We start from the raw sequence: 20,418 nt of genomic DNA on the forward strand, positions 1-20,418 counted from the left end.
GTGAACACCGTGAGGTTTGCGGCACCGACGTGACGGCGGGGCGAGGATCCGGACCCGCGGGCAGTTTCTCGCAGCATGATCCCGAAGCGCCGGACGGCTCGTGACGGGACGCCGTATGCGACCTCTGAAGCGGAACTTGGAGCGGAACTCGGCAGGGGGCGGCGCCGGCGCACAGCACTGGGCAGACCGGCTGCAGTTTTCTCCACTGGTCTTGGTACTTGAGCTTGGCAATAGCTGGCCGGAGCATTTTTCAACAGGTCAGCAAACCGCCTGTTGCGGGTTGCGAGCGTGCCGGACTGGGCGGCCTCTGGATGTGTAGCCGAGTAAATAGCCGAAGTGTCGATTCGCGGTTGTAAGTGCAAGGATATGGCACCGCCGGGTGTCGCTCGGCGTTTGCGCAGATCACCTACGCCATCCGCGCGGCCGGGCTCGGCACGTCAGTTCAGATCTGCGTCGCCGACCTGCGTGTGGTCCCGACGCGCATGCGCCGGCGCCGGATCGTGACAGTGGACGGGAAGCGTCGTGCGGGCGAACCCTGCGGTCTGCTACAGCAAAACTCAGATTTACCCGGCTTGCTCTGGTAAGACTGTCTAGTCGTTGCCAAAGCGGGGCTTGGTGGCGGGATTCGACGTAACTAGACAGGGGGTTAACCCATGGCAAGGCATGCCAAGAAAAGCAACCGCTCGCTGGCGATCCGTACCTATCTCACCGCCGGCCTGACGGCCGGGGTGACCGGCGCAGCGCTGGCCGGGGTCGGCACACTGCTGCTGGCGGACAGCGAGGCCGCGGTTCGCGCCCCGATCGAGGTGCAGCTCGTCGCCGACGAGGAAGAGATCTACTGGCTCTCCCTCAACGGCGGCAGCGACCGTCGCGAGAGCGCACCGTCGGATGCGGCGCTGCTCAGCGCGAACCCGGCCTTGCGCCCGATGATCGGTGACGGCGGGTGGCTGATCGGCAACGGCCTGAACGCGGCCGACGACTGCCAGGGCGATGCCTGCAACGGCGGAAACGGCGGCATCCTGTGGGGCAACGGCGGCAACGGCGCCCACGGCGGCACGGGTGGCAACGGCGGCTTCTGGTTCGGTAACGGCGGCAACGGCGGCGACGGCGATGCCGTTCTCGATGCGAACGGCAACATCGTGCGCGCCGCAACGGCCGGCGGTGCCGGCGGCAAGGGCGGCTGGGTCCGTGGCAACGGCGGCAACGGCGGCAAGGGCGGCGACGCGGTCTACGCCGGCAACGAGAAGAAGAACGGCGCGTTGGCCGGCGGCAAGGGCGGTGACAGCGGCTACCTGCTCGGCAATGGGGGCAACGGCGGTAGCGGCGGGTCGGACTCCAACAACCTGAACATCCCGAATGACTCGTCGACCCCCAACGTCGACGAGTCGGCCAAGAACAACGCCGCAGGCGGCGCAGGGGGGGCCGGCGGTGCCGCGGGTGTGCTCAACGGACACGGCGGTCACGGCGGCGACGGCGGTGCGGCCAGTTCGGAGAACGGCAACGCCACCGGTGGCAGCGGCGGGCGCGGAGGCGTGGCCCACTCGAATGCGGGCGGCACCGGAGGCGACGGCGGCAACGGAGGCGACGCCGAAGCCGATGCGTCGGGCAAGACCGCCCGTGGCGGTAACGGTGGTTCCGGAGGCACGAGCGGCACCGGCGAGGGTGGCAATGGCGGCAACGGCGGCAATGCCACCGGCGACGCCGCGAACGCCGTGGGCGGCAACGGCGGCTCGGGCGGCGGTGTCCGGCTGGGCACCGGCGGCGACGGCGGCGACGGTGGCACCGCCGTCAGTGAGGGCGGCAACGCGACCGGCGGCCGGGGCGGCGACGGTGGTTCGGTCGACCTGACGGGCAGCGGCGGCGGTACCGGCGGCGACGGTGGCGACGCCGACGGCGATGAGAAGGCCACCGGCGGGAACGGCGGCGCGGGCGGCGGCGGCGGCTTTGGTGGCGATGGCGGTGACGGCGGTGACGGCGGGGACGCCGTGTCCGACGACGACGGCGGCGCAACAGGCGGCACCGGCGGCGAAGGCGCCTTCGGCGGCGACGACGGCGCCAACGGTTCGGCGACTGACGGCGACGACTGACCCGTCCCACACGAGACCTGCGGGCGTCGACTCTTCGGAGTCGACGCCCGCAGCCGTTACCGGGCATCGCCGCGGTGACTGTGCAGATGCCATGCTGGTTTCAGGCGCGACATCGCGGTTCTGGCCTTCATGCCGACGGGCCAGAGGCGCAGGGTGACCGATGTCCGGTCCGTGTCAGAGTCACTATTTGAATAGTGCAGCAAATTCTGCGTGGTAGCCGTCACCGATCACCGTCATGAGGTTGAAGGCCCGGTCGGTGACGACCAGGACGGTTCGGTATTCCTGGGAAGCCGGAACGCTCTGTGGCGGCTCGCCAGTTTCTTTCCGTCGTCAAACGTATTGTCCGCTAAGTATTTTGCGAAGGAAACCACTACCAAAGTCGCCTCGCTAAGCCGAGCAGCGAATATCGGCAATGCTTTCCCGGTGAGCTCTGCGAGCAGATTATGTTGGATTCAAATGGGTAATTTCGTACCGAAGAACTGGATCCGATTACCTATTGACGCTGCTTTCAGCAAAGTCGTACAGTCCGGTTGCGCCTTGCCATTCGGGGGTTGATGTGCGCCGCTCATCGGGGGACGCATGAGGTGGATCAATATCGCAAAACACTCACAAGGGGGACTTATGGCCAATCACGCAATGAAGCGTGCGCACGCTCTGCCGGTCACATCATTCATCACGGCGGGAATCGCCGGGGCGGCCCTCGCGGGCGGTGGTGCACTGATGGTGACCAGCGAGCAAGCACCGACGCCAAGCGCCATAAACGTGCAGTTGGTGTCAAACGAGGAACTCCTGCTCGATGACGGTCTGTTCCTGTCGCTCAACGGAGGCAGCGACCGTAAGAAGGACGAGCTTCAGGTGCTTGGGCAGGTGAGTGCCAATCCGGTGTGGCGGCCGATGTTCGGCTATGGCGGATGGTTGATCGGCAACGGCGTCAACGCGGTCGAAGGCTGCGAAGGGGCCGCGTGCAACGGAGGTAACGGCGGTCTGCTCTGGGGCAACGGCGGCAATGGTCTGCACGGTGGCAAGGGCGGTAATGCCGGATTCTGGGGCGGCAACGGCGGCCGCGGCGGTGACGGCTTGGAGGTCATCGATGAGGAGACCCAGGAGGTCCTGTACGCAGCCAGCGCTGGCGGGGCAGGCGGCCGCGGCGGTTTCCTTTTCGGCGACGGCGGCGCCGGCGGCAACGCCGGTGATGCCATATATGCGGCGGACGGCACCCTCGTTTCAGGTCCGTTCAACGGCGGCAACGGCGGTCGCGGTGGCCTGCTGTTCGGCAACGGTGGCAACGGTGGCAACGGCGGTGGCACGTTCAACAACAACGACCTGGACGACCCGACGCCGGAGGACGGAGTCAACGAACTGACCAGCGCCACCGGCGGGTCTGGAGGGGCGGGTGGCGCCGGTGGCTCCTGGAGTGGCAGCGGCGGGACCGGAGGCTACGGCGGATGGGCCTATTCCGAGTTCGGCACGGGGACCGGCGGTGCCGGTGGTGCCGGCGGCGCGGGAGTCCAAGCCGGTGCCGGCGGCGAGGGTGGTGACGCCACGGGTGGTGCGGCAAGCTCGTCCGCAGTCGGCGGTGCCGGTGGTGCCGGCGGATTCTCCAGCGGCGGGGTCGCAGGTACCGGCGGCCAAGGCGGCGCGGCGTTCAATACGGACGGCTCGGCCACCGGCGGTGCCGGCGGTGTTGGTGGCAACACCTCGACCGGGGACGCCGGCGACGGTGGTGCCGGCGGTGACGCCACCTCAGACAACGGCACAGCGACGGGTGGAGGAGGCGGCGACGGCGGCCGTGGCACCTTCACCGGCGACGGTGGTGACGGCGGCGACGGTGGCGACGCGACCGGTGACGAGGAGGCCATCGGCGGTAACGGCGGCAACGGTGGTGCCCGTGGAGTGCTCGGCGGTAGCGGGGGCGACGGCGGCGACGGCGGCGACGCCACAGCCTCCGACGGTGGCACCGCCACTGGTGGCACCGGCGGGTCAGGGACCTCGGGGGGAAGCGACGGGGCCAACGGAAGCCCCGATCCAGGAGGCGATGCCGGCGCCGCCGACGCCTGATCCAGCTTGAAGGCACGCTCTGCCGCCGGCGGATCAGGCGAGGAAAGCGACGCCGAAGGTCCGTTGAAAGTCATTGCCGAAGGGTGGCTTTGGTGCCGGGCTATGATCGCCCGATGCCCGAGTTCGGAAACCCGTCCAGCCGCACCAATCAGCTCGTCATCGCCGCCCTGGTGATCGCCGTCGCGGCGCTGGCCGTCGCAGTATGGACGCTGGTGAGTTCCCCGTCGAGCGAGACGTCCTCGGCCCCCGCCGACCAGCCCACCGATCCCAAGGCGCGGGTGTGTGCCGCGTTCGACCTGGTGCGTAACGCGGTGTCGCTGCAGACCAACGCCAATCTCGGCGACGACCCCGTCGCTGTGCAGGCAGTCGCGGCCAACGCGCGGCTGGCCACGCTGGGCGGCGGGCAGTTCCTGCTGTCCCGGCTCGACGGTGACGTGCCGTCCGATCTCGCCGGCGAGGTGCGCACCTTCGCCACCAACCTGGAGTACATCGGGATGAGCCAGCTCGCGGGCGCGCCGGGTAATGATCCCACGCAGACCACGCGGATGAACGATGCGCAGGCAGCGTCCACGAGGATCACCGAGCTCTGCGAGTAGACGGCACCGAGCTGTGCCAGTAGATGGCGTCAGGCCGGGACGAACTCGACGCCGGCCAGCGCCACCGCGTTGTCGCGCTCGGGTGCGGTGACCACGGCGGTGTAGGCGCCCCGAGTGTCTGCGGAGTCCTTCCAGACGCTCACCCGCAGCGTCTCGCCGGGAAACACCACGCCCGCCATCCGGGCGCCGTAGGACTTCAGCCCTGAGACGTCGCCGCCCAACAGGTTGTCGACGAGCGCCTTGCAAGTCATGCCGTAGGTGCACAGTCCGTGCAGGATTGGACGCGGAAAGCCCGCTGCCGCAGCGAAGTCCGGATCGGAGTGCAGCGGGTTGCGGTCGCCGCACATGCGGTACAGCAGCGCCTGCTGCGGTGACGTCGGGACGGTGAGCTCGAGATCGGGCGCGCGCTCGGGAGCAGTGGTCGAGGTGGATGGTCCGCGGTCACCGCCGAAACCGCCCTCACCGCGGGCGAAGATGGACCGCTTCTGGGTCCACAGCAGCGTTCCGTCGGGATCGTTGACCGTGGTCTCCGACCAGATGACGGCGGCCTTGCCCTTGTCCCAGATCTCGGTGAACCGGGTGACCGCGATACCCGTGCCCGACGCCGGGATGGGTCCTGGCACCGTGACGGCCTCGCTGGCGTGCAACACCTTGCTCAGCTCGATGTCGATGCCGGGGAACTTCACCGCGGGCGGTTCGGTCAAGTGGAAGCTCTGCGCGACGTTGCCGAACGTCGGGAGCACCTGCGGGGTGTCGTCGAGGAGGTAGCGCAGCTCCGCCTTGTCCATCGGATCCGTGCCGGCGCCGAGACCGAGGTGGTAGAGCTGGATATCGCTACTGGTCCACGAGAATTCGACCGGGTCCAGTTCGGCGCCGATGGCCTCGTCGAGATTGATGGGCACGCCTTGTGTCCTTCCTTTACTTCGATGCGGCCGGGGCTGCCCCGGCGATGTCCAGCGCCGCCAGGTAACCGAACGTCATCGCCGGTCCGATGGTGCCGCCGGGGCCGGGGTAGGTGTGTCCCATCACCGGGGCGCTGACATTGCCCGCAGCATAGAGCCCTTCGATGACCGTCCCGTCGTCGCGCAGCGCGCGGCCCCGGGTGTCGGTGACGATGCCGCCCTTGGTGCCGAGGTCCCCCGGCACCATCTTCGCCGCATAGAACGGACCCTGGTTGATCTCACCGAGGTTCGGGTTGGGCTTGTTGGTCGGGTCGCCGTAATAGCGGTCGTAGGCGCTCTCACCGCGCTTGAAGTCCTCGTCCACCCCGGAGCGGGCGAACCCGTTGAAGCGCTCGACGGTGGCCTTGAAAGCGTCGACCGGCAGACCCGTCTTGGCGGCCAGTTCGTCGAGGGTGTCGGCCTTGACGATGACGCCGGACTCCAGCCACTTCTTCGGAATGCGTTGTCCCGGTTGCAGTCCGGCGAAGATGTAGCGGTCGCGGTAGCGCTGGTCGAACACCAGCCAGGCCGGGATGTTCTCGCCCGGTCCGGGGCCCTGACCGTACTGGCCGCCGTACATGTGGTGGCACGCCTCGACATACGGCATCGACTCGTTCATGAAGCGTTTGCCTGCCATGTTCACGATGATCGAGCCGGGGGAGTTGCGCTCCGACAGCGCGAACCACGGCGAATCCACCAGCGGCACCGTCGGCCCCCACCAGGCGTCCTCCATCACGTCGAGCGCCGCACCCAGCTTCTCGGCGGCGACGATCCCATCGCCGGTGTTGGCCTTGGCCCCGACAGTCCACTCCGTGGTGATCGGTGCGCGCTGGTACTTCACCCGCATCTGCTCGTTGTGCTCGAATCCGCCGCTGCCCAGGATCACTCCTCGGCGCGCGCGGATCAGTTGCGGCTCAGCGCTTTCCGCAGCGGTGGTGTCGCGTACGTAGATCCCCTGAACCGCGCCGTCCTGGACGTAGAGGTCGGTCATCGCGGTGTTGAGCCGCACCGGAACCCCGGCGTCACGCAAGCCGATGCGCAGCGGGGCGATCAGCGCGCGGCCCATGCCCACCAGGTTCTTGCCCGTGGTGTTCGCCCATACCGACCGGATGCCGACCTTGAGGCTGCGCAACACGCCGCGGGGATGCCGCTTGAGTTGGTTGAGCCGGACGTAGTCCTGCTGCATCACCACCATGTTCATCGGCACCTTGCCGTACGGCGGTTCGAGCCCGGGCAGGTCTTCACCGAGTTTCTTGGCGTCGAACGGCTTCGGTTCCACCGAGCGGCCCGTGGCCTTGCCGCCGGGCGTCTCCGGGTAGTAGTCGGAGTAGTTGGGGACCCAGCACAGCTTCAGCGGAGAGTGCTTGAGCACGAACGACAGCATCTCGGGACCGCGCTCAAGATAAGTGTCGATCTTCTCCGCCGGCACCACGTCACCGATGATCGAGTGCAGGTATTCGGAGGCAGCGGCTGGGCTGTCTTTGACCCCTGCGCTTCTGAGGACCTCGTTGTTCGGGATCCACACCCCACCACCTGACCGCGCAGTGGAACCACCGTAGTGCGGGGCCTTCTCAACGACTATCGTCGAGAGGCCCTGGTGGGCCGCGGTGAGGGCGGCGACCATGCCGGCCGCTCCGCTGCCGACCACGACGACGTCATACTCCTGCTCCGTCATGTAGAACACGTTATAGAATTGCCCGGCCGACTAACAACTGTGCCGGTCGACGAAACGAAGGGACTTCACGTAAATGTTGTCCGACGAGGTGCGCGCGAAGCTCGCCGCCGACCTGGCCGAGGCCGAGCGCAGCCGCGTACCGATGGCCCCGCTGACCGACGGTCACCCCGACATTGACGTGGTGGACGCCTACAAGATCCAGCTGATCAACATCCGCCAGCGGGTGGCCGAGGGGGCCCGGGTGATCGGGCACAAAGTGGGCCTGTCGTCGGAGGCCATGCAGAAAATGATGAACGTCGACGAGCCCGACTACGGGCACCTGCTCGACGAGATGCAGGTCTTCGAAGATGTTCCAGTCCGCTCCGGTCGATATCTGTATCCGCGGGTCGAGGTCGAGGTCGGGTTCATCCTGTCCGACGACCTTCCCGGCGCCGGCTGCACCGAGGACGACGTGCTGGCCGCGACGGCGGCGTTCGCGCCCGCCATCGAGCTGATCGACACCCGGATCACCAACTGGCAGATCAAGCTGTGCGACACCATCGCCGACAACGCGAGTTCGGCCGGCTGGGTGCTGGGCGAGGCCAGGGTGTCGCCGAAGGACGTGGACATAAGGGGCATCACGGCGACTTTGACCAACAACGGGAAGGTGGTGGCCGAGGGGCGCAGTGATGCGGTGTTGGGGAATCCGGTCACCGCGGTGGCCTGGCTGGCCCGCAAGGTGGAGAGTTTCGGCGTCCGGCTCAAGGCCGGTGACATCGTGCTTCCGGGTTCGTGCACCCGTGCGATAGATGCACCTCCGGGCAGCCATTTCGTCGCCGACTTCAGCGGGTTAGGTTCAGTACGACTGGATTTCGAATAGGAGCCATCAATGGCTGACAAATTGTCCGTGGGGATCGTCGGATCGGGAAACATCAGTACCGATCTGCTGTATAAGTTGTTGCGCTCGGAATGGCTTGAGCCGCGCTGGATGATCGGTATCGATCCGGAGAGTGAGGGCCTGGCACGGGCGCGCAAGCTCGGGTTGCAGACCTCGCACGAAGGAGTGGACTGGCTGCTGGCGCAGTCGGAGAAGCCCGACATGGTGTTCGAGGCGACGAGCGCCTACGTACACCGCGACGCGGCCCCGCGCTACGCCGAGGCCGGCATCCGGGCGATCGACCTGACGCCTGCCGCGGTGGGCCCGGGGGTGATCCCGCCCGCGAATCTGCGTGAGCACCTGGACGCGCCGAACGTGAACATGGTGACCTGCGGCGGCCAGGCGACCATCCCGATCGTGTACGCGGTGTCCCGCGTAGTGGGAGTGCCGTACGCCGAGATCGTCGCGTCGGTGTCGTCGGCGTCGGCCGGTCCGGGCACCCGCGCGAACATCGACGAGTTCACCAAGACCACCAGCGCCGGGGTGCAGAACATCGGCGGCGCGCAGCGCGGTAAAGCGATCATCATCCTGAACCCGGCCGAACCGCCGATGATCATGCGCGACACCATCTTCTGCGCGATCCCCGAGGATGCGGACCATGCCGCGATCACCCAGTCGATCAAGGATGTCGTCGCCGAGGTGCAGACCTATGTGCCGGGCTACCGGCTGCTCAACGAGCCGCAGTTCGACGAGCCGTCGGTGGTCAACGGCGGCAACCACGTCGTGACCACGTTCATCGAAGTGGAGGGTGCGGGAGACTACCTGCCGCCTTACGCTGGAAACCTGGACATCATGACCGCGGCAGCGACGAAAGTCGGCGAAGAAATCGCGAAGGAATCGCTGGCGGTGCAGGCAGGAGGCCAGGCATGAGTGTCACCGAGGAGATCTACTTCAACCCCATGTGGGACGTCCGGATGACGGACACGTCGCTGCGCGACGGTTCGCATCACAAGCGCCATCAGTTCACCAAAGACGAGGTGCAGGCCATCGTCGCCGCGCTGGATGCGGCCGGGGTTCCGGTCATCGAGGTGACCCACGGTGACGGCCTCGGCGGGTCGAGCTTCAACTACGGGTTCTCCAAGACCCCGGAGCAGGAGCTGATCAAGCTGGCCGCCGAGACGGCCACCGAATCCAAGATCGCCTTCCTGATGCTGCCCGGCGTGGGCACCAAGGAGGACATCAAGGAGGCCCAGAACAACGGCGGCTCGATCTGCCGCATCGCCACCCACTGCACCGAAGCCGATGTGTCGATCCAGCACTTCGGTCTGGCGCGTGAGCTCGGGCTGGAGACCGTGGGTTTCCTGATGATGAGCCACACGATCCCACCGGAGAAGCTGGCCAAACAGGCCCGCATCATGGCCGACGCCGGCTGCCAGTGCGTCTACGTGGTTGATTCGGCCGGCGCGCTGGTACTGGAGGGTGTGCGGGACCGGGTCGCCGCGCTGGTCGCCGAACTGGGTGACGACGCGCAGGTCGGTTTTCACGGCCACGAAAACCTCGGGCTCGGGGTCGCCAACAGCATCGAGGCGGTGCGTGCCGGCGCCAAGCAGATCGACGGATCGTGCCGACGGTTCGGTGCCGGAGCCGGCAACGCGCCCGTCGAGGCGCTCATCGGGGTGTTCGACAAGATCGGCGTCAAGACCGGCATCGATTTCTTCGATATCGCCGACGCCGCCGAAGAGGTGGTGGCGCCGGCGATGCCGGCGGAGTGCCTGCTCGACCGCAACGCGCTGATCATGGGCTACTCCGGGGTGTATTCCAGCTTCCTCAAGCATGCGATCCGCCAGTCTGAACGCTACGGCGTGCCGGCTCACAAGCTGCTGCACCGTGCGGGGCAGCGCAAGCTGATCGGCGGCCAGGAGGACCAGTTGATCGACATCGCGCTGGAGATCAAACGTGAGATGGAGTCCAGCGCCACCTGACCTGGAGGCCGACCGCGGGTTTTGGCTGTCGGACGACCGGCTAGGCACAGGGGAGCGGTCAACCGATCGCCACGTGCAGCCGGCTCCGGCCCGCTGATTGCTCCCAACCCTGGGCCGACGAGGCAGCATCCGCCAGCCGGTGAGCACGCTGAGGACGGAGTGCGGCATCGAGCTGACCGCGACGCCGGTGGCGCAGGCGGTGTGGAGCAGCACCGGCACCGAGGCTGACGCGCCGCAGCTCATGGAGCCGTCGGACGCCGAGGGCAGCTGACCCGGTCACCTCACCTCGTCGTACCCACCCGGCAGGATGGGGTGATGGCGACGCGAACCGAGGCCCAGGCGCTACTCGAACAACTGGCCGGCCCTGACGCCAGGCTGCGCGACGATCAGTGGACGGCCATCGAGGCGCTGGTGGTGCACCGCCGTCGCGCGCTGGTGGTGCAACGCACCGGATGGGGCAAGTCCGCCGTGTATTTCATCGCCGCCAAGCTGTTGCGGGCCGAGGGACGGGGACCGACGGTGATCGTGTCACCGTTGCTCGCGCTGATGCGCAACCAGGTCGACGCGGCCGGTAGGGCAGGTGTGCGCGCGGCGACCATCAACTCCAGCAATGTCACCGAGTGGGACACCGTGCACCAGCGGGTGTCGGCCGGTGAGCTCGACGTTCTGCTCGTGAGTCCGGAACGCTTGAACAACCCCGACTTCCGCGACGCGGTGCTGCCCGCGCTGGCGGCCGATGCGGGGTTGGTGGTGGTCGACGAAGCGCACTGCGTATCGGACTGGGGTCATGACTTCCGGCCCGACTACCGGCGGATCCGGACCCTGATCGCCGAACTGGGCGCCGGCGTCCCGGTGTTGGCCACCACGGCCACCGCGAACGACCGGGTCGTCGCCGATGTCGCCACCCAATTGGGAGTCGGTGGCTCAGGTGTCGCGGACGACACGCTGGTGCTGCGCGGAGGGCTGGACCGTGAGTCGCTGCGATTGTCGGTGGTGCAGGCCGGCGGTCCCGCCCAGCGCGCGGCATGGCTTGCCGCCCATATGGATTCGTTACCGGGATCGGGCATCGTGTACACGCTGACGGTTGCCCAGGCCCACGACGTCGCGGCCCTGCTGCGCGAACAGGGCCATACGGTGGCCGCCTATACCGGCGCCACCGAAGCGGCCGAACGTGAACAGCTGGAAGCCGATCTGCTGGCCAACCGGGTCAAAGCGTTGATCGCCACGTCGGCACTGGGCATGGGCTTCGACAAACCGGACCTCGGTTTCGTCGTGCACCTCGGCGCGCCATCCTCGCCGATCGCCTACTACCAGCAGGTGGGTCGCGCCGGGCGTTCGACGGACAGCGCGGAGGTGATCCTGCTGCCCGGACGTGAGGACGCCGATGTGTGGCGGTACTTCGCCTCGGTCGCGTTTCCTTCAGAAGCCATGGTGCGCAAGGTGATCGACGTGCTGGAACCGGACCGTGCCCAGTCCACGGCGGCGCTGGAGCCGCTGGTGGATCTGAACCGGTCCCGGCTGGAGATGGTGCTCAAAGTGCTCGACGTCGACGGGGCGGTCCGGCGGGTCAAGGGCGGCTGGATCGGCACCGGGCAGCCCTGGGTCTATGACGAAGCCCGCTACCGCCGGCTCGACGAGGCGCGCAGACGCGAGCAGCAGGCCATGCTCGACTACCAGACCACGCGCGGGTGCCGGATGGCGTTCCTGCGCAGCCAGCTCGACGATCCGGAACTGGGACCGCAACCCTGCGGTCGATGCGACAACTGCGCCGGTCCGCGGTATCGCGCCGACGTCGGGGCGGCGGAGGCCGAAGCGACCCGGGAACGTCTGATGCGGCCTGGGGTGGAGATCGCCCCGCGCAAACAGTGGCCGACAGGGCTCGGGAAGCTGGGCATCGAGTTGTCGGGCCGGATTTCCGACGGTGCGTCACCTGGCCGGGTGATCGGCCGGCTCACCGACCTCGGCTGGGGGGCGCGGCTGCGAAAGTTGTTGGCCGAACCCGATGGCGAGGTCGCCGAGGATGTGGTGGGTGCGGCCATCGGCGTGCTGAAGGCGTGGGACTGGCAGCAGCGCCCCACCGCGGTGCTCGCGCTCGACTCGGCGACTCACCCGCGACTGATCTCGTCGCTCGCGGCGCGCCTGGCCGAGGTTGGCCGGTTGAAAAACCTTGGCCTCCTGCAGTACTCGCCGCTGCACCGGCCGGTGGCGGCAGCCAACTCGGCATACCGGGTCGCAGCACTTCACGGCGCGTGGGCCGACCCTCCGCAGGTGGACGGGGACACGGTGCTGCTGGTCGACGATCTGACCGATACCGGCTGGACCATGACCATGGCCGCTCGTACGGTGCGCAGCGCCGGCGCCGCGGACGTACTGCCGTTCGCGCTGGCCGCCGTCAGCTGAGCGCGGCCGGCCCGTCTTGGCCGCTCGGCCCGTCGCCGCCCAGCTGTGCGGTGACAGCATCGGCGGCTGCCACCACGGCACGCGCGCGCTCTGTGATCTCGTTGTCGGTCAACGGTTTTCCGACGTGCAGCGAGACGACCATCACCTGTCGCCGGTAATGGTCGTACACCGGGGCGGAGATCACGCTGATTTCGTGCCGTCCTCGACCGGAGCTCTCGGCACGCAGGTACACCCGCTCGCCGATGTCGGAGACAAGCTCGCCGAGTAGGGCCCGCAGCTCGTCGGGCAACTCGGTCGGCATGCCGGCCATCAGCGAATACAGACGTCGTCCGCCCGGGGTCTGCCGCTCCACGAGATAGCCGTCGGCGCGGCACGCGGCGACCACCCGCCTGAGCCGCTCGGTATCGGTTCGCAGCGGAATCGTGGGTGGCCTGCTGAGCCAGTCACGCTCGGCTTCGTCATCCCACAGCACGAACATCAGGCCGACCGGGGGCGCGAACGGGTAACTCTGCCCGACCTCGACGCCGGGGCGGTGGCCCGCGGGGGCGATGAGTTCCAGCAGCGTGATCCGGTCGTCCACAATCGCCGAGAGCGCCGCCGTCGCACCGAACCGCGAGGACAGTACGCGCAACTGCTCCCTGGCGGCGGGGCTCACGCGCATCGACTCCTGGGCCCGGTGTCCCAGGGTGATCAGCGACGGGCCCAGCCGGTAGGTCTTGTCGGCAGGGTCGCGGACCAGATAACCGGCTTCGGTCAGGGAGGTCACGATGCCCAGGCACGTCGGCTTGGTCAAACCGACCCGGCGGGCGAGCTCGGACACCCCAAATCGCTCCCGGGGACGGCCGGCGAGAAAGTCGAGGATGCGCACCACCCGGTCGGTGGGGGGCGACGCGCGTCCCGGAACGGCTGGCGGCATGCATGTAACGGTACTTCATGGTTCATATTTGGAACGGTGCGGTCGATATATTGACTCTCGGTAGAACAGGTTCTAGTTTCGGAATTGTGTTCACGCAGCCACTGGCCGATGCCATCGCCGAAGCCGAGAAGCTCGTCGCCGACGCCCCGTTCATCGAATCCGAGGCCGACCTGTTGGAGGGCCTGCAATACCTGGCGGGGTGCGTCGCCGCATGCACGCATGTCGCCTTCGACTACGACCGAGACCATCCGTTCCTGCACAGCGGGACCGGGCCGTTCACCAAGATGGGCCTGGACAACCCCGACACTCTGTACTTCGGCACGCGCGTGCAACCGGGCCACGAGTACGTCGTCACCGGCCGCCGCGGCACCACCACCGACGTCAGCTTCCAGCTGCTCGGCGGTGAGTACACCGACGAAGTCGTGCCCGACAGCGAGACGGCCTTCGACGACCGCAAGCTCGACATCGCCGCCGACGGCACCTTCGAGTGGCGGTTCACTCCAGAGGTGCCGTCGCAGCTGGTGATCCGCGAGGTCTACAACGACTGGTCCGCGCAGCGTGGCACCTTCGCGATCGCCCGGACCGACACCGCGGGCACCGCGCCGCCGCCGCTGACTCGTGAGCTCATCGAGAAGCGCTATGCGGTCGCCGGCAAGCAGCTGGTGCAGCGTGTCAAGACGTGGCTGCAGTTCCCACAGTGGTTCTACAACGACACCCCGCCGAATTCGATGGTGGCGCCGAGGCTCACGCCCGGCGGCCTTGCCACCCAGTACTCGTCGGCGGGGCAGTTCGACCTCGCCCCCGATCAGGCACTCGTCATCACGATCCCGGTCCCGGACGCGCCGTACCTCGGTTTCCAGCTCGGCAGCCTGTGGTACATCTCGCTGGATTACATCAACCACCAGACGTCGCTGAACGGCACTCAGGCGCAGGCGGATCCGGACGGCAAGATCCGCATCGTGGTCTGCGAGCAGAACCCCGGCGTCACCAACTGGGTGGAGACCCTCGGTCATCGCAAGGGTTTCCTGCAGTTCCGCTGGCAGCGGGTGTCCCGTGAGCTGACCCCCGCCGACGGGCCGACCGTCGAGCTGGTCGAGGTCGACGGCGTCGCCGCGGCGTTGCCGTACTACGAATCGAACAAGATCTCAGAGAAAGACTGGCGGGCGCGGATCGCGCTGCGCCAGAGGCAGATCGGCGAGAGAATGGTGGGTTGAGATGGCCTTCGGGCTTCTGAAAGGCAAGGTTGTCGTCATCAGCGGCGTCGGACCCGCGCTGGGGACCACGCTGGCCCGGCGGTGCGCCGAGGAAGGCGCCGACCTGGTGCTGGCCGCACGCACCGTGGAACGGCTCGACGACATCGCCGCACAGATCACCGGTCTGGGCCGGCGGGCGCTGTCGGTGGGTACCGACATCACCGACGAGGCGCAGGTCGCCCATCTGGTCGACGAGTCACTCAAGGCGTACGGCAAGGTCGACGTGCTGATCAACAACGCATTCCGGGTGCCGTCGATGAAGCCGTTCGCCAACACCACCTTCGAACACATGCGTGATGCGATCGAGCTGACGGTGTTCGGCGCGCTGCGCATGGTGCAGGCGTTCACCCCGGCGCTGGCTGAGGCGAACGGCGCCGTGGTCAACGTCAACTCGATGGTGGTGCGGCACTCGCAGGCCAAGTACGGCGCCTACAAGATGGCCAAGTCGGCGCTGCTCGCGATGTCGCAGACGCTGGCCACCGAGCTTGGGGAGCAGGGGATCCGGGTCAACTCGGTGCTGCCCGGCTACATCTGGGGCGGGACACTGGAGTCCTACTTCGCGCACCAGGCCGGCAAATACGGCACCACTGTCGAGGAGATCTACAAGGCCACCGCGGCCGCGTCGGACCTCAAGCGGTTGCCCACCGAGGACGAGGTGGCCTCGGCGATCCTGTTCATGGCCAGCGACCTGTCGAGCGGGATCACCGGGCAGGCGCTGGACGTCAACTGCGGGGAGTTCAAGGCGTGACGAGCGCGAGCACTCCGAGAACAGATGTCGGCACCGTCGAGGACCTGCACGCCTCGGCCGTGAAGGCCTGCGGCCTCGACGATTTCGGTTCGGACGACGACAACTACCGTGAGGCGCTGGGTGTGCTGCTGGAGTCCTATCAGCGGGATGCCGATCTCACCGAGCTCGGCAGCAAGATGCAGCGGTTCTTCCTGCGCAACGCGCTGGTCGCTCGGCTGGTCTCGGAGGCGGCGTTCAAACAGTATCCGGAGCACGCCGACGTCGCCATCGAGCGGCCGATCTTCGTCACCGGGCTGCCGCGTACCGGCACGACGGCCGTGCACCGGCTTCTGGCCGCCGATCCGCGCCACCAGGGTCTGGAACTGTGGCTGGCAGAGTTCCCCCAACCGCGTCCGCCCCGCGAGACGTGGTCGCAGAACCCGGTTTTCCAGCAACTAGACGCGCAGTTCACCAAAGCGCACGAGGAGAACCCGGACTACACCGGCCTGCACTTCATGACCGCCGACGAAGTCGAGGAGTGCTGGCAGCTGCTGCGGCAGTCGCTGCACTCGGTGTCCTATGAAACCCTGGCCCACGTGCCGACCTATTCGCAGTGGCTGGCGCGGCAGGACTGGACCAAGCCCTATCAACGGCACCGGCGCAATCTGCAATTGATCGGGCTCAACGACCGCGACAAGCGCTGGGTGCTCAAGAACCCCAGCCATCTGTTTGCCCTCGACGCGCTGTTCGCCACCTACCCCGACGCACTGGTGGTGCAGTGTCACCGGCCGGCTGAAACCATCATGGCGTCGATGTGCTCGCTGGCCCAGCACACCACCGAGGGCTGGTCGAACACCTTCGTCGGCGACGTCATCGGTGCGGACTCGATGGAGACCTGGTCGCGGGGATTGGCGCTGTTCAACGCCGAACGCGCTAAGCATGATCCGGCACAGTTCTACGATTTGGACTACTTCGCGTTGATCAAAGATCCGATCGGTGTGGTCGAGGACATTTACCGCAGCTTCGGCATCGAATTCACCGACGAGGCGCGCCAGGCGATGGTCAAGACCGATGAGAAGAGCAAACAGGGCCCGCGGGCGCCGAAACACACCTACGCGCTGGCCGACTACGGCCTGACCGCCGAGCAGGTCAAGGAGCGGTTCGAGAACCTCTAACCGTCACCGGGTGACGGCGCGCTGGAGTACTCCTCCAAGCAGCCTTCAGCGACCGCGTGTCTGATGCTGTCGGCCAGCCGGGGGCACGATGGTGAGCGCGCGGGATCGCCGCCGGCTTGCCGAATCTCGGCGAAATGCGCGCAACGTCGCGTGGCGTCGCCTGTCCACTGCACCGAAGTGTGTGCGGGACCGAGCTTCTTGACCTTCACCGCCACATGACAGAACCGGCAGTCCACCGACACCAGGCCCGAGTTCAGATATCGTTCGCGGTCGGCCTGGCTGCTGGCCCGCACGGCCGCGGCGCGATCCGGATCCGACGCGAAATCCGGTGCCTTGCGCCAGGATCCGGGCCGGTTCCCGCGCTCGCCCGGAGTGTGGCCGTGTTCGTGCTCCTCGTCGTCGTGCCCGTGCAGCAGCAGCATCGACCTGGCGAGGCGGTCCACATCCGGTTGCTCGTTCATGCGCGATCCGCTCCGCTCGCTGGCCTCACGTCGTCTGCTTCTCGGTTTCCCTGGCCTTCAGGTTCTCCTCGACCTCGACGTTCCACTTCTGCACCGCAGCCGTGGTGTCGACCTCCATCTCGAACCGGTCGGTCATCTCCGGCGTGACGTCGGCGACGTCGACGTAGAACTGCTGGTACCAGCGGCGCATCTGGTACACCGCGCCGTCTTCTTCGACCAGCAGCGGATTGTCGATGCGGGTCTTGTGCTTCCAGATCTCGACGTCCTGGAGAAATCCCTTGCTGACCCCGTCGGTGAACGCCTCGGCCAGCTTCTCGGTGGTCTTGTCGTCCAGGCCCTTCGGCTTCTCGACGATGACGCCCCACTGCAGCAGGAACGAATCCTGGGTGACCGGGTAGTGGCAGTTGATCAGGATGGACTCGGCCTTGAAGTCACCATAGGTGTTGTGTAGCCAGTTGATCATGAACGACGGCCCGAAGTAGCTGGCCTCCGAGTCGAGGGAGGCGTCGCCGTAGGCGGTGCCCATGTCGTTGACGTCGGGGCGGCCGACGTTGTGCAGGTACTGGCTGGCGATATGGCCCTCGAAGACGTTCTTGAAGTACGTCGGCAATCCGAAGTGGATGTAGAAGAAGTGCGCCATGTCGGTGACGTTGTCGATGATCTCGCGGCAGTTGGAGCCCTCGATCAGCATCGAGTTCCACTTCCAGTCGGTCCACTCGCCGCTGGACCACTGTGGGATCTCCGGGATGCGCACCTCGGGTTGCGGCGGGTTGCCCTCATGGTCGTGCCACACGAACAGCAGGCCGCCGCGAACGTCGGTGTGCCACGAGCGGGTGCGGGCCAGTCGGGGGGTGCGTTTGGCGTAGGGGACGAGCTTGCATTTGCCATCGCCGCCCCAGCGCCAGTCGTGGAACGGGCAGGCGACCTCGTCGCCTTTGATGGTGCCCTGGGCGAGGTTGCCGCCCATGTGCCGGCAGTAGCCGTCGAGGACGTTGAGCTCGCCCTGCGAATCCGCGAAGACCACCAGCATCGTTCCGAAGATCTCGATTCCGTGCGGCTTGCCGTCGGTGAAGTTTTTCACCGGGCCCAGGCAGTGCCAGCCGCGCGCATACCGATCGGGCAGCGTGCCGGTGTCGATCTCGCGAATCCCTGCGGTTCCCGCAGCTGAATCGGTAGTCACCTCGGGGCCTCCCAAATCTCGGCGTCTAACTAGAACACGTTACAGTTTTGGCCTCAGATTGCGCAATCGAAGGCCCCTCACCTGCGAAAAATGTTGCCGACACCACTCAAAGGCGCCGGATACCCACTTGTGGGCCATCTATATAGTGGACAAAGTGTCCAGTATTTCCTCGATCGCGCCGGTCCCTTCAGCGGTAGCACCGCGAACGCGGCCGAAGCGCCGGTGGCTTGTGGTCGCCGCGGCCACGTTCGCGATCGCATGGGGCGGCAACGAGTTCACCCCGCTGCTGGTCATGTACCGGGCCGGTGACGGCTTCTCGGCGCTGACCGTCGACCTTCTGCTGTTCGCCTACGTGCTGGGCATCGTTCCCGCGCTGTTGATCGGTGGCCCGCTGTCCGACCGCTTCGGCCGCCGCCCGTTGATGCTGCCCGCGCCGGTGCTCGCGGCCGTGGGATCGTCCATCCTTGCGCTCGGCGCGCACTCGGCCCCGCTGCTCGGTGTCGGGCGGGTGTTCAGCGGGCTGGCGCTCGGGCTGGCGATGGCTGTCGGTGGCAGCTGGATCAAGGAGCTGTCCAGCCCGCCCTGGGAGGACGGCGACGCCGGGGCCCGCCGCGCGGCCATGAGCCTGACCGCGGGCTTCGCGCTCGGTGCCGTGACCGCGGGCGTTCTGGCCGAGTGGGGTCCGGCGCCCACCATGCTTCCCTATGTGATCAACGTGGTGATGGCCCTGACCGCGGCCGCCATGCTCAGCACGGCGCCTGAGACGCTGGCCCGACGCGATTCCGGTCGTCGGTGGTGGACCGACCTCGCCGTCCCGGCGGTGGCGCACCGGCGGTTCCTGTTCGTGGTCGCACCGCTGGCCCCCTGGGTCTTCGGTGCCGCTGCATCGGCTTACGCGGTGTTGCCTGCGCTGATGGCGGACAGAGTCGCGGCCGCGCCCATCGCTTTCTCCGCGCTGATGTGTCTGGTCACGCTCGGCGTGGCGTTCGGGGTGCAGAACCTGGCACGGCGCCTCGATGCCGCGAGCGCCGCCGGTGTGCTGATCGCATTGACCTTGACCGCGCTGGGGATGGGATTGGCGGCCTGGGCCGCGACCGTGCTGACGGTGTGGTCGGCGTTGTCGGCCGCGGCCATGCTCGGAGCCGGCTACGGCATGGGTCTGCTGGCCGGACTGCAGCAGGTTCAGCGAATGGCCCGGCCGGACGACCTGGCGGGCCTGACGGCGGTGTTCTACGGGCTGACTTACCTGGGCTTCGGGGTGCCGGCGGCGCTGGTGTTCGCGGTGCGGACCTTCAGCTATCCAGCGATGTTCGGCTTCGGCGCGCTCGCGGCCGCACTCACTCTGGCTGTGGCGGCGTTGGGATTCAGGTGGACGCGCGCAATAGGGTGAGCGAGTGGTGGACAGCCGGCCTGTGAACCGCCGCGGTCGCCCACGCAGCGAAGCCGTTCGCGCCGCGGTTCTGGCCGCCGCCGCCCAACTCGCTTTCGAAGGCGGCGCCGCGGCGGCGACGATGGACGCGATCGCCAGACGCGCCGAGGTCAGCCGCACCACGATATACAGGTGGTGGCCGTCGGCCGCGGCGATCGTGCTGGAGGGTCTGCTCGATCAGGTGCGCGGATCCATCACCCGTCCTGCGGGCAGCACGCCGGTTCAGGCGGTCATCCATCACGTCGGCGCGCTGAACGCGCTGTTGGCCGACCCGGCGGTAGGACCGCTGCTGCGCAACGTGATCGCCGCGTCACCGTCGGACTCGGCGATCGAGCGGGCGCTGCTGGATCAGTGGATCACGCCGCGCCGGGCCGCGGTGACGACGACGCTGCGCGAGGCCGTGGACCGCGGCGAGCTCTCAGCCGACATCGATGTCGAGGTGGCCGTGGACGCATTGGTGTCCCCGCCGTATTACCGGCTCGTACTCGGTATGCCCCCGCTGGATGACGAGGCTGTCACCCATTTGGTGCAGACGGTCTGGCGAGGTTGCCTGGCCTAGGAGTCTGCTGAATTAGTGGGTTGATGGGGCGGGGCGTCTCAAGCGCTCGTCGGCGCGTGTGTGAAGTCACAGGCAGGCCGACAGATTCGGGATTGCCCCGCCGTTTGGGGCGTGGCAATCCGA

At 67.4% G+C, this 20,418-nt stretch carries 18 protein-coding genes; 13 read left to right on the forward strand and 5 right to left on the reverse strand.

Going from position 1 to position 20,418, the window contains the following annotated elements:
• The first annotated feature begins 653 nt into the window (after positions 1-653).
• The 3 genes from ACXMYJ_RS15695 to ACXMYJ_RS15705 all read left to right on the forward strand — a co-directional run bounded on the left by ACXMYJ_RS15695 (position 654) and on the right by ACXMYJ_RS15705 (position 4,741).
• Positions 654-2,087, forward strand: coding sequence for a hypothetical protein (locus ACXMYJ_RS15695; RefSeq protein ID WP_443187500.1), 1,434 nt, complete (start codon positions 654-656; stop codon positions 2,085-2,087).
• 762 nt (positions 2,088-2,849) lie between these two features.
• Positions 2,850-4,145, forward strand: coding sequence for a hypothetical protein (locus tag ACXMYJ_RS15700; RefSeq protein ID WP_443187499.1), 1,296 nt, complete (start codon positions 2,850-2,852; stop codon positions 4,143-4,145).
• 113 nt (positions 4,146-4,258) lie between these two features.
• The gene (locus ACXMYJ_RS15705) at positions 4,259-4,741 is read left to right on the forward strand and encodes a hypothetical protein (RefSeq protein ID WP_260755484.1); all 483 of its coding nucleotides are present in this window, start codon (positions 4,259-4,261) and stop codon (positions 4,739-4,741) included.
• Between the two features lie 29 nt (positions 4,742-4,770).
• On the opposite strand, the gene ACXMYJ_RS15710 is transcribed toward ACXMYJ_RS15705, so the two are convergent.
• Together ACXMYJ_RS15710 and kstD are read right to left on the reverse strand one after the other, a co-directional pair.
• The gene (locus tag ACXMYJ_RS15710) at positions 4,771-5,643 is read right to left on the reverse strand and encodes a MaoC family dehydratase (RefSeq protein ID WP_460357476.1); all 873 of its coding nucleotides are present in this window, start codon (positions 5,641-5,643) and stop codon (positions 4,771-4,773) included.
• 16 nt (positions 5,644-5,659) lie between these two features.
• Positions 5,660-7,357 carry a 3-oxosteroid 1-dehydrogenase gene (gene kstD, locus ACXMYJ_RS15715; protein ID WP_260755482.1) on the reverse strand — a complete coding sequence of 566 codons (1,698 nt, stop codon included), beginning with the start codon at positions 7,355-7,357 and terminating at the stop codon, positions 5,660-5,662.
• A 73-nt stretch (positions 7,358-7,430) separates the two neighbouring features.
• Here kstD and ACXMYJ_RS15720 point away from each other — a divergent pair, with 73 nt between their 5' ends.
• From ACXMYJ_RS15720 to ACXMYJ_RS15740, 5 genes are all read left to right on the forward strand, one after another.
• Positions 7,431-8,216, forward strand: coding sequence for a 2-keto-4-pentenoate hydratase (locus tag ACXMYJ_RS15720; RefSeq protein WP_460357479.1), 786 nt, complete (start codon positions 7,431-7,433; stop codon positions 8,214-8,216).
• Positions 8,217-8,225: 9 nt separating this feature from the next.
• Positions 8,226-9,143: an acetaldehyde dehydrogenase (acetylating) gene (locus tag ACXMYJ_RS15725; RefSeq protein ID WP_260755480.1), complete on the forward strand. Its 918-nt coding sequence runs from the start codon at positions 8,226-8,228 to the stop codon at positions 9,141-9,143.
• Positions 9,140-10,195 (forward strand): 4-hydroxy-2-oxovalerate aldolase, encoded by a 1,056-nt coding sequence (dmpG, locus tag ACXMYJ_RS15730; protein WP_260755479.1) that lies wholly within the window; start codon positions 9,140-9,142, stop codon positions 10,193-10,195. Before ACXMYJ_RS15725 ends, dmpG begins: the two co-directional genes overlap by 4 nt.
• Before the next feature lie 139 nt (positions 10,196-10,334).
• The gene (locus ACXMYJ_RS15735; RefSeq protein WP_460357483.1) at positions 10,335-10,466 is read left to right on the forward strand and encodes a hypothetical protein; all 132 of its coding nucleotides are present in this window, start codon (positions 10,335-10,337) and stop codon (positions 10,464-10,466) included.
• 44 nt (positions 10,467-10,510) lie between these two features.
• A complete protein-coding gene (locus tag ACXMYJ_RS15740; RefSeq protein ID WP_460357486.1) occupies positions 10,511-12,595 on the forward strand; it encodes a RecQ family ATP-dependent DNA helicase in 2,085 nt (694 codons plus the stop codon).
• Here the strand turns inward: ACXMYJ_RS15740 and ACXMYJ_RS15745 are convergent.
• On the reverse strand, positions 12,588-13,511 hold the full coding sequence (locus ACXMYJ_RS15745; RefSeq protein WP_460357489.1) for an IclR family transcriptional regulator: 924 nt from the start codon (positions 13,509-13,511) through the stop codon (positions 12,588-12,590). The genes ACXMYJ_RS15740 and ACXMYJ_RS15745 overlap by 8 nt on opposite strands.
• Positions 13,512-13,597: 86 nt before the next feature.
• On the opposite strand from ACXMYJ_RS15745, the gene ACXMYJ_RS15750 reads away from it, so the two are divergent.
• Genes ACXMYJ_RS15750 through ACXMYJ_RS15760 form a run of 3 tightly spaced genes read left to right on the forward strand, consistent with a single transcriptional unit; the run spans position 13,598 to position 16,666 of the window.
• A complete protein-coding gene (locus ACXMYJ_RS15750) occupies positions 13,598-14,725 on the forward strand; it encodes a hypothetical protein (protein WP_460357491.1) in 1,128 nt (375 codons plus the stop codon).
• A gap of 1 nt (position 14,726) precedes the next feature.
• Positions 14,727-15,512: an SDR family oxidoreductase gene (locus tag ACXMYJ_RS15755; protein ID WP_460357493.1), complete on the forward strand. Its 786-nt coding sequence runs from the start codon at positions 14,727-14,729 to the stop codon at positions 15,510-15,512.
• The gene (locus ACXMYJ_RS15760; RefSeq protein ID WP_260755472.1) at positions 15,509-16,666 is read left to right on the forward strand and encodes a sulfotransferase family protein; all 1,158 of its coding nucleotides are present in this window, start codon (positions 15,509-15,511) and stop codon (positions 16,664-16,666) included. The genes ACXMYJ_RS15755 and ACXMYJ_RS15760 overlap by 4 nt, the downstream gene beginning before the upstream one ends.
• On the opposite strand, the gene ACXMYJ_RS15765 is transcribed toward ACXMYJ_RS15760, so the two are convergent.
• Together ACXMYJ_RS15765 and ACXMYJ_RS15770 are read right to left on the reverse strand one after the other, a co-directional pair.
• Positions 16,663-17,127 (reverse strand): hypothetical protein, encoded by a 465-nt coding sequence (locus ACXMYJ_RS15765; protein WP_460357497.1) that lies wholly within the window; start codon positions 17,125-17,127, stop codon positions 16,663-16,665. The two genes, ACXMYJ_RS15760 and ACXMYJ_RS15765, sit on opposite strands and share 4 nt — an antisense overlap.
• A gap of 25 nt (positions 17,128-17,152) precedes the next feature.
• Complete coding sequence (locus ACXMYJ_RS15770; protein WP_460357500.1) at positions 17,153-18,307, reverse strand: Rieske 2Fe-2S domain-containing protein; 1,155 nt, start codon at positions 18,305-18,307, stop codon at positions 17,153-17,155.
• A 163-nt stretch (positions 18,308-18,470) separates the two neighbouring features.
• Between ACXMYJ_RS15770 and ACXMYJ_RS15775 the strand changes: the two genes are divergently transcribed.
• Positions 18,471-19,697, forward strand: a complete 1,227-nt coding sequence (locus tag ACXMYJ_RS15775; protein WP_460357509.1) for an MFS transporter — start codon at positions 18,471-18,473, stop codon at positions 19,695-19,697.
• Between the two features lie 4 nt (positions 19,698-19,701).
• Positions 19,702-20,295, forward strand: a complete 594-nt coding sequence (locus ACXMYJ_RS15780; protein WP_460357503.1) for a TetR-like C-terminal domain-containing protein — start codon at positions 19,702-19,704, stop codon at positions 20,293-20,295.
• Positions 20,296-20,418: the final 123 nt, after the last annotated feature.

The sequence above is a fragment of the Mycobacterium sp. ZZG genome (genome assembly GCF_054786995.1).

What these genes read in the sequence shown, in the direction of transcription:
- ACXMYJ_RS15695 (WP_443187500.1), top strand. Translation starts at nt 654, where the DNA reads ATGGCAAGGCATGCCAAGAAAAGCAACCGCTCGCTGGCGATCCGTACC.
- ACXMYJ_RS15705 (WP_260755484.1), top strand. Translation starts at nt 4,259, where the DNA reads ATGCCCGAGTTCGGAAACCCGTCCAGCCGCACCAATCAGCTCGTCATC.
- kstD (WP_260755482.1), bottom strand. Translation starts at nt 7,357, where the DNA reads ATGACGGAGCAGGAGTATGACGTCGTCGTGGTCGGCAGCGGAGCGGCC.
- ACXMYJ_RS15720 (WP_460357479.1), top strand. Translation starts at nt 7,431, where the DNA reads ATGTTGTCCGACGAGGTGCGCGCGAAGCTCGCCGCCGACCTGGCCGAG.
- ACXMYJ_RS15725 (WP_260755480.1), top strand. Translation starts at nt 8,226, where the DNA reads ATGGCTGACAAATTGTCCGTGGGGATCGTCGGATCGGGAAACATCAGT.
- dmpG (WP_260755479.1), top strand. Translation starts at nt 9,140, where the DNA reads ATGAGTGTCACCGAGGAGATCTACTTCAACCCCATGTGGGACGTCCGG.
- ACXMYJ_RS15740 (WP_460357486.1), top strand. Translation starts at nt 10,511, where the DNA reads ATGGCGACGCGAACCGAGGCCCAGGCGCTACTCGAACAACTGGCCGGC.
- ACXMYJ_RS15745 (WP_460357489.1), bottom strand. Translation starts at nt 13,511, where the DNA reads ATGCCGCCAGCCGTTCCGGGACGCGCGTCGCCCCCCACCGACCGGGTG.
- ACXMYJ_RS15755 (WP_460357493.1), top strand. Translation starts at nt 14,727, where the DNA reads ATGGCCTTCGGGCTTCTGAAAGGCAAGGTTGTCGTCATCAGCGGCGTC.
- ACXMYJ_RS15765 (WP_460357497.1), bottom strand. Translation starts at nt 17,127, where the DNA reads ATGAACGAGCAACCGGATGTGGACCGCCTCGCCAGGTCGATGCTGCTG.